This is a genomic window from Microbacterium sp. K41 (assembly GCF_004794395.1).
Classification (GTDB): domain Bacteria; phylum Actinomycetota; class Actinomycetes; order Actinomycetales; family Microbacteriaceae; genus Microbacterium; species Microbacterium sufflavum.
The window spans coordinates 1-6,003 of sequence record NZ_SSDO01000134.1 but is presented as its reverse complement, the minus strand read 5'-3'; the positions used below and the strand labels follow the sequence as shown (position 1 = coordinate 6,003).

8 protein-coding genes are annotated in these 6,003 nt (G+C 72.5%); 7 read left to right on the top strand and 1 reads right to left on the bottom strand.

Features of this window, described 5'->3' with window-relative positions:
- Positions 1-761: M15 family metallopeptidase (locus DW309_RS03020; protein ID WP_136044520.1), on the top strand; the 761-nt coding region annotated here is incomplete at its 5' end.
- A 13-nt stretch (positions 762-774) separates the two neighbouring features.
- On the opposite strand, the gene DW309_RS03015 is transcribed toward DW309_RS03020, so the two are convergent.
- Positions 775-957, bottom strand: coding sequence for a hypothetical protein (locus DW309_RS03015; protein WP_136034009.1), 183 nt, complete (start codon positions 955-957; stop codon positions 775-777).
- 190 nt (positions 958-1,147) lie between these two features.
- On the opposite strand from DW309_RS03015, the gene DW309_RS03010 reads away from it, so the two are divergent.
- From DW309_RS03010 to DW309_RS02985, 6 genes are all read left to right on the top strand, one after another.
- Positions 1,148-2,311 (top strand): acyl-CoA dehydrogenase family protein, encoded by a 1,164-nt coding sequence (locus DW309_RS03010; RefSeq protein WP_136036768.1) that lies wholly within the window; start codon positions 1,148-1,150, stop codon positions 2,309-2,311.
- Between the two features lie 219 nt (positions 2,312-2,530).
- Positions 2,531-2,752 carry a ribbon-helix-helix domain-containing protein gene (locus DW309_RS03005; RefSeq protein ID WP_136034005.1) on the top strand — a complete coding sequence of 74 codons (222 nt, stop codon included), beginning with the start codon at positions 2,531-2,533 and terminating at the stop codon, positions 2,750-2,752.
- A complete protein-coding gene (locus DW309_RS03000; RefSeq protein WP_275089711.1) occupies positions 2,749-3,120 on the top strand; it encodes a type II toxin-antitoxin system PemK/MazF family toxin in 372 nt (123 codons plus the stop codon). The genes DW309_RS03005 and DW309_RS03000 overlap by 4 nt, the downstream gene beginning before the upstream one ends.
- A gap of 245 nt (positions 3,121-3,365) precedes the next feature.
- Entirely contained in the window at positions 3,366-4,250 is an 885-nt protein-coding gene (locus DW309_RS02995; RefSeq protein WP_136034003.1) for a GntR family transcriptional regulator, read from the top strand.
- A gap of 39 nt (positions 4,251-4,289) precedes the next feature.
- Positions 4,290-5,309, top strand: coding sequence for an NAD(P)-dependent oxidoreductase (locus DW309_RS02990; RefSeq protein WP_136034001.1), 1,020 nt, complete (start codon positions 4,290-4,292; stop codon positions 5,307-5,309).
- Positions 5,297-6,003, top strand: a 707-nt coding sequence (locus tag DW309_RS02985; protein WP_240753107.1) for an FGGY family carbohydrate kinase, incomplete at its 3' end; no start/stop codon positions are given. The genes DW309_RS02990 and DW309_RS02985, both read left to right, overlap by 13 nt.

The window sequence follows — 6,003 nt, the reverse complement described above, 5'->3', positions numbered from 1 at the left end:
AGGTGCCGGCGGTGCGGACGGCGGCGATCCCCGCGGCCGACCCGTGCGCCGAGCCCGGAGTGCAGCAGGCCATCGCGAACGGTGACGACGCGGCGACGATCGCCGGGTTCGGTGGCGGTGCGGCGTTCCGCGAGGCGGTGGTCGCCGGCAACGCGCCGTGCATCTCGCTGACCGACCCCGCCCGCGTCTGGGTCGTCGTGAACAAGGGTCTTCCGCTGACCCCGGCCGACTACGAGCCGGCGCTCCTCGACGCCGTGCCCGTGCAGATGACCACGCCCTCCGGCCTCGTGCGCCCCGACGTGGCCGCCGCCGTCGGCGCGATGGCCGATGCCGCTCAGACGGCAGGCGTCGGGCGGCTGGGCGCGAACAACGGCTACCGCTCGTACGGGCTCCAGGTCTCGACCTACGACTCGCACGTCCGTGCCCAGGGGCAGGCCGAGGCCGACGCCGGCTCGGCGCGCCCCGGGCACAGCGAGCACCAGACCGGCCTGGCGCTGGATGTGGTGGCGTGCGCTACGGGCTGCGGCGGCCTCGACGGGTTCGGCGGCACGGGCCAGAGCGACTGGGTCGCCGCGCACGCCTGGGAGTTCGGCTTCATCGTGCGCTACGAAGAGGTCGGCACGCCCGTGACCGGCTACGCACCCGAGCCGTGGCACCTGCGGTACGTCGGCGTCGACCTCGCGGCGGCGTACCACGAGGGCGGGTATCACACGCTCGAGGAGTTCTTCGGGCTGCCCGCGGCGCCCGACTACGCGCACTGACGCCCGGCTGCCCTCAGCGCGGGCTGCGCGTCTCGACGGATGGCCAGACGACGAGGAGGAACGCCGCGATCGGTCCGGTGAACAGCGTCAGCAGGAACCACACCCACGCCGAGCGCCCCCGCGTGCGGGCGAATCCTCCGGCGAGGAGCGCGACGGTGAACCACAGGGCGGTGATGTACGGCCAGACTTCCTGCATGCCCCGAGTCTCCCGGTCGGCGATCCCGCCGCGTCCCGGCGCGCCGTCGATGAGCCGATTGAGGCTTCCCACAACCCCGGTACCGAGTGTCACGATCCGTGGGATGCATTCTCACAATGTCCCCTGCCGGGCCCGCTGTCGGCCGTAGAATCGCCGGAGCAATGAGGCACGACACGTTCGGGAGGACGGCATGGAACGCGACATCTACGAAGAGGACCACGAGGCTTTCCGGGACCTCGTCAAGGATTTCGTCAAGCGCCACGTGACGGGCGAGGCGATCGAGAAGTGGGACGCCGCGGGAGAGGTCGACCGCGACACCATGCGCGCCGCGGGTGAGGCGGGCATCATCGGCCTGTCGGTCCCCGAGGAGTTCGGCGGCGCGGGCATGCTGCAGGACTACCGCTTCCGCGCGATCGTGAACGAAGAGGTCATCGCCGCCGGCGCCGGCTCTCTCGCCGGAGCCTTCGGCATCCAGGACGACCTGGCTGTGCCGTACCTCGTGCACATGGGCACGCAGGAGCAGAAGCAGAAGTGGCTGCCGCGCATGGCCACCGGCGAGGTCGTCGGTGCGCTCGCCATGACCGAGCCGGGCGCCGGCTCCGACCTGCGCGGCATCAAGACCACCGCCAAGAAGGTCGACGGCGGGTACCTCGTGAACGGCGCGAAGACGTTCATCTCGTCCGGCGCCACGGCCGACCTGGTCGTCACGTTCGTCAAGACCGGCGAGGGCAACCGCCCCGACGCCTTCAGCCTCGTGCTGATCGAAGACGGCATGGAGGGCTTCGAGCACGGCAAGAAGCTCAGCAAGATGGGCTTCCACGGGCACGACACCGCCGAGCTGTCGTTCAGCGACGTGTTCGTGCCGGAGGAGAACCTCATCGGCGGCGTCGAGGGCAAGGGCTTCATCCAGCTGATGATGAACCTGCCGCTCGAGCGCCTGTCGATCGGGGTCGCCGGTGCCGCCGCCGCGCAGGCCGCCCTCGACTGGACCGTGGCGTACACCCGCGACCGCGAGGCGTTCGGCGAGCGGATCATCGACTTCCAGAACAGCCGCTTCCAGATCGCCGACATGGCCACCACGGTCGACGCGCTGTGGGCCTACATCGACCGCGCGCTGCTGGCCTACAAGGACGGCAAGCTGTCGGCCGAGGAGGCCGCGAAGGTCAAGTTCTGGGCGACCGAGCGCGAGTGGGAGGTGCTCGACGCCGGGGTGCAGCTGCACGGCGGCTACGGCTACATCACCGAGTACCCCATCGCGCGGGCGTTCCTCGACGCGCGCGTGCACCGCATCTACGGCGGGACGAACGAGATCATGCGCGAGATCGTCGGCCGTCAGATCGCCGGCAAGCGCTGACCCCACCCCACGCCCGCCTGCGCCCCCGCGCGGGATCGAAAACGCACCTCCGGAGCCATTCGGGGGTGCGTTTTCCGTCCCGCATCCGGGCGGCGGGCCCGGGGGTGCGCGTCCGGGATCGAAAGTGCGCCCCGGAAGGCGCCGGGGGGGTGCGTTTTCCGTCCCGCACCGGGCATGGGGGCGGTGGTACCCGTGGTGCTACCGGGGTAGGATGGCCGCGTGAGCACCGCGAAGATCAGCCTGAGTCTGCCGGACGGCGACCTCGCCTTCCTCGACGCGCAGACGCTCGAGGGCCGCTACCCGTCCCGGTCGGCGGCGATCCAGGACGCGGTTCGGCTCCTCCGCGAGAGCCGGCTCGCCGACGCCTATGCCGAGGCCTACGGCGAGGGCTACGACGAGGAGTGGGACTCCGCCGCCGACGATGGCCTGGCTTCGGCGTGAGTGACGTCGCGGTCGCGCTGCTCCGCCGTGGGCAGATCGTCCTCGCCTCGTTCGACCCGGGCATCGGTTCCGAGGCGCGCAAGACGCGGCCGGCGGTCGTGGTGAGCAACAACACCGCCAACGCGGTGGCGATCCGTCGCCCGGGCGCCACGGTCACCGTGGTGCCGCTCACCACGGCGACGGAGCGCGTGTGGCCCTTCCAGGTCCTGCTGCCCGCTGCCGCGACGGGCCTCGACCGAGACAGCAAGGCGCAGGCCGAGCAGGTGCGCACCATCGCCGTGGCCCGCATCGTGCGCCCCGTCGGCTGGGTGCCTGCGGAGCTGATGGGCGCGCTCGACGAGGCGCTGCGACTTCACCTCGCGCTCTGACCCCGATCCCGCCGCACGGGAGGGGGCGGGGGTCCCCGAGGGGGGACGAGACGCGGACGGGGGAGGACTTGTATCGACGGGGAGGGTCGAGTGGGCGGGGCCGGGCGGGACGAGCGCGGTCGTCGATGGCGGATGACGCGAGGAAAAGCCTGATCGTGCCCATATAAAGAGCCGGGAGGGGATCGCGGCGGCGAAGTTCTGACTTGTCTCTTCAGAGGAGACATGTGCTCCGCGATGATCGATACATGTCCGGACAGGAGTCGTCCGGCTCGGAGACGCCGAGGTCTCCGCACCCGCTCACCGAAGAGGCCGGAATGTCCCCGCTCACCCTGCCGCCGCTCGACCGCACGTCGACGGCACCCATCTGGTTCCAGATCATGCGCGCCGTCGAGGCGCAGATCGCCGACGGCACCTGGGGTCCGGGCGACCGCCTGCCCAGCGAGAACGAGCTGCGCGCCCACTTCGCCGCCTCCCGCACCTCGGTCCGCGACGCGCTGTCGCGGCTGGAGACCGCCGGGATCATCTCCCGTCAGCAGGGCAAGGGTGCCTTCGTCGAGCGCGCGCAGGGCCCCTCCGCCTGGACGCTGCCCTCGGCCCCCAGCCTGCTGGGCGAATACAGCGAAGACGGCCGCAGCGCCCTGAGCTCGGAGATCCTCCGCGCGGGCATCGAGCCGCTGCCGTCGTGGGCGGCCGCGGTCGTCGGACGCGACTCCGCCGACGGCATGGGCTTCGTGCTGGAGCGCGTGCGTGCCGTCGGCGCTCGCACGGCCGTGCACGTGATCAACTACCTCCCGACGCGGTTCGCCGGGGTGCTGCCCGACCTGCGCGACCCGCGCGCGAGCCTGTACGCCGCCATCACCCGGGTCACCGGGGTGCGCATCGCGCGCATGCACCGCACGATCGAGGCCGTGTCCGCCGACCGCATGCTGGCCGGGCTGCTCGAAGTGGAGCCGGGACACCCGATCGTCGTGGTCGAGGCCGTCGCGTACGACCAGGGCGGACAGCCCATCGACTTCTCCCGCGCATCCGTGCGCACCGACCGTCTGCGCGTGAGCGTCGACACCGGGTTCGACGCCGCCGGCATCTCGAACGAGACCGCGTCCGGCCGCTACCCCGCCGCCCTCCGCTGACCCGCACCCGCCCCACCGACCCCACCGGGAGACCCGCACATGACCGACCACCGCATCCTCGTCATCGGCGACAGCTACATGACCGCCGAGGTGTTCACCCGCGCGTTCGCGCAGCGGGGGATCCCCGTGGACACGGCCACCATGACGATCGCGGAGCCGACGTGGGACGCGTCGTCGATCCACGAGTTCGAGGGCGACCCGGCCGAGGTCGCGCGACTCGCGCAGGGGTACGACGTGGTCGCCTTCCATGCCGCGCCGTTCACGGCCGACGTGCTCGCCGCGCTCCCCGGGCTGCGGCTGCTCGGCTGCGCGCGCGGCGGACCCGTCAACGTCGACCTCGCCGCGGCCCGCGAGCGCGGCGTGCGCGTGACCACCACGCCGGGCAAGAACGCCGACGCCGTGGCCGACCTCACGATCGGGTTCCTCATCTCGATCGTGCGGAACGTGCCCGCATCGCTGCGCGACGTCGACGAGCGCGTGGCCGAGGGGCGTCCGCTCGCGGAGTCGACGTTCGAGGGTGCGAGGTGGTTCGGGCGCGAGGTGAAGGGCCTGCGCCTCGGGCTGATCGGCTACGGCAACGTCGCCCGGCTCGTCGCCGCGCGGGCCAGGGCGCTCGGCGCCACCATCGCGGCGTACGACCCCTACGTCGATCCGGCGACGGTGACCGATGCGACCATCGTGTCCGACCTGGACGCGCTGCTCGCCGGCAGCGACGTCGTGAGCGTGCACGCCAGGGCGACCGCCGACAACCGCCACCTGATCGGCGCCGAGCAGATCGCCCGCATGCCGCAGGGGTCGTTCCTGATCAACACGGCCCGGGAGTCGCTCGTCGACGAACAGGCGCTGCTCGACGGGCTGCGCAGCGGGCACCTCGCCGGGGTCGCGCTCGACGTGAACGAGCCCGACGGTCCGTGGCGCGACCTGGTCGCCCAGCCGAACCTCATCCTCACCCCGCACCTCGCCGGCGCCACCCACCAGACCCTCGCCCGCGGCGCCGACATGCTCGCCGCCGAGATCGAGCGGTTCCTCGCGGGAGGTGAGCTGCGATGGGAGCGCTGAGCGACGTCTTCCTCGCGATCGACGCGGGCACCGGTTCCGCGCGTGCCCTCGCCTTCGACATCGAGGGTCGCCTGGTCACTCAGGCCGCTCGCGAGTGGACCCACGTCGCCGTGCCCGGTCACCCCGGCGGCACCGTGTTCGACACCGATGGCGGCTGGACGGCCATCGCGGGCGCCGTGTCCGAGGTGGTCGCGCGGCTGGGCGAGCGACGCGTGGCCGCGGTCGCCGCGTCGAGCATGCGCGAGGGCTTCGTGCTGTCCGACGCCGAGGGGCGCGAGCTGTGGGCGTGCCCCAACACCGACGGCCGGGCGCGCGCCGAGGCCGAGGAGCTGGTGGCCGAGGGCGTGGCCGACGAGGTGTACCGCACCGCGGGCGACTGGGTGTCGATCACGGCCCCCGCCCGGCTGCGGTGGATCGCCCGCCACCAGCCCGACGTGCTCGCCGCCGCCCGCCACTTCGGGATGCTCAGCGACTGGGTCACCACGCGGCTCACCGGGGCGTTCGTGACCGAGCCCACCAGCGGCTCCAGCTCGGCCCTGTTCGATCTGCGGGCGCGCGACTGGTCGGACGAGCTCGCCGGACTCGTCGGCATCGACCGTCGCATCCTGCCGCCCGTGGTCGAGTGCGGGCAGGTCGTCGGTGCCGTGACCGCGGAGGCCTCGGCCGCGACCGGGCTGCCCGCGGGGACGCCGGT

Excerpts from the sequence above, each read along its gene's own strand:
- DW309_RS03015 (WP_136034009.1), bottom strand. The coding sequence starts at position 957 with ATGCAGGAAGTCTGGCCGTACATCACCGCCCTGTGGTTCACCGTCGCG.
- DW309_RS03010 (WP_136036768.1), top strand. The coding sequence starts at position 1,148 with ATGGAACGCGACATCTACGAAGAGGACCACGAGGCTTTCCGGGACCTC.
- DW309_RS02995 (WP_136034003.1), top strand. The coding sequence starts at position 3,366 with ATGTCCGGACAGGAGTCGTCCGGCTCGGAGACGCCGAGGTCTCCGCAC.
- DW309_RS02990 (WP_136034001.1), top strand. The coding sequence starts at position 4,290 with ATGACCGACCACCGCATCCTCGTCATCGGCGACAGCTACATGACCGCC.